Source organism: Dietzia sp. DQ11-44, from assembly GCF_014145205.1.
GTDB classification, from domain to species: Bacteria; Actinomycetota; Actinomycetes; order Mycobacteriales; family Mycobacteriaceae; genus Dietzia; species Dietzia natronolimnaea.
Map to the genome: position 1 here is coordinate 1 of NZ_JAALEC010000459.1, position 1,613 is coordinate 1,613.

Genomic DNA, 1,613 nt, shown 5'->3' on the forward strand with positions numbered 1-1,613 from the left:
TGCGCTCGGCGGTGACGATGCCCGCGTCGGCCGCGGCGCGGGAGGCGTCGCGGTACTGCTCGGCCGCCCAGCGCTCGCCGCCCCCGGCCTTGAGCACGCGCAGTCCGGTCATGATGTCGGTCGCGCGGCTGCTGGCCATGCCGATGGCGGTCTGCTGCGCGGTGCTGTGCCGGGAGATGACCCGGCTCGGCAGCGCCACCAACACCAGGCTCAACGGGACGCCGATCAGGACGATGAGCCCCACCAGCAGATCGGTCCACAGCAGGTAGACCGAGATCCCCACGATGCCGATGAGCGCGGACCCGCCCAGGGCGATCTGCCGGAAGACCAGGGCGGCCACGTCGGCGTCGGCCGAGCAGACCGACAGCACGTCGCCCGAGCTCGCGTCGTCCATGGCCCGGCGCCGGGTGAGCGGCACCCGGGTGGCCTCCACCCGCAGGTCGTGGGCCTCGTCCTGCAGGGCCCGGTTGCTCAGCCTGGCGCCGAAGCGGTAGCTCAGGCTCAGCACGGTGAACAACGCGATGAGCCCGAGGACCGACCACAGCATCGCCCAGCGGTCCAGCGGGATGATCGCCCGGTCGACGATCACGCCGATCGCGATGGGCACCAGCGCCTCGGAGACCTGCCACATCGTCATGAGCACCAGCCCGGGGCCCACGAGTCGCGTGCGACGGCCGATCGCCCGGAGCAGGAGCCCGTTCGCGGTCGACGGGATGCCGGTGTCCTGCCGGCGCGTCGATGTGGGTGCTGACATGCGTGTGGGGCTCCCGCCGATGGTGAAGGGCGTCTGTGGGTCTCGCCGACCCACGACACTAGTTCCACCCGGGAACGCGGTGGCCTACGCGTCCTCCGGCGCGCGGTCCACGCGTGTCCTCCCTACGGCGCCGTGGTCCCCACCGAGTACGCCGCCGCCGCGTCGCGGACGTCCATGAGGTACTCCCGCGAGGCGTTGTAGGCCAGCACGGCCCGCTGCCAGTTCTCGGCCTGGGACAGGTCTCCCCCGTTGGTGCAGAGCAGACGGGCGGCGGCCACGGCGGCGTCGTCGATCTGGTTGGGGTCGGCCCGCCCGTCGCCGTCGGCGTCGACGCCGTACTTGCGCCACGACTCGGGGATGAACTGCATGGGACCCACGGCCCGGTCGAACTCCGGGTCCCCGTCCAGCTCCCCGCCGTCGGTGTCCGGGATCCGCGCGAATCCGGGCGAGCCGTCGAGCTGGATGCCGATGATCGGCGGCAGCGCGTAGCCGTCGTCGTTGAGGGTGGCACCCCGGTACCTGCCGTGCCGCGTCTCCACGTGCCCGATCCCGGCCAGCGTGGTCCACGCGAGGTTGCACTCGGGCCGGGTCTGCCGCATGGTCTCGGCGGCGTTGCCGTAGGCGGCCAGCGCCGCGACGGGGATGTTCATCTGCTCGTTGATCCCCTGCGCCCACGGCCGCAGCTGATCGGAGGTCCGGCCGGGGGCGTTGATGTCCACCGCGGGAACGGGCGCCCCGGCGGCGGGCGGGATGCCGGGAGGGATCGGGGGCGGCGCCTCGCGGGTGGGCCCGTAGGAACAGGCCGATGCCACCACGGCCGCGGCGAGGGACAGGGCCACAGCGCAGGCGCGGCGGGGGA

2 protein-coding genes are annotated in these 1,613 nt (G+C 73.3%); both read right to left on the reverse strand.

Annotation, left to right across the window (positions count from 1 at the left end):
* Nucleotides 1–754, reverse strand: a 754-nt coding sequence (locus G6018_RS11830) for an ABC transporter transmembrane domain-containing protein (RefSeq protein ID WP_241732075.1), incomplete at its 3' end; no start/stop codon positions are given.
* A 122-nt stretch (nt 755–876) separates the two neighbouring features.
* Nucleotides 877–1,593 carry a lytic murein transglycosylase gene (locus G6018_RS11835; protein ID WP_182639697.1) on the reverse strand — a complete coding sequence of 239 codons (717 nt, stop codon included), beginning with the start codon at nt 1,591–1,593 and terminating at the stop codon, nt 877–879.
* Nucleotides 1,594–1,613 lie beyond the last annotated feature (20 nt).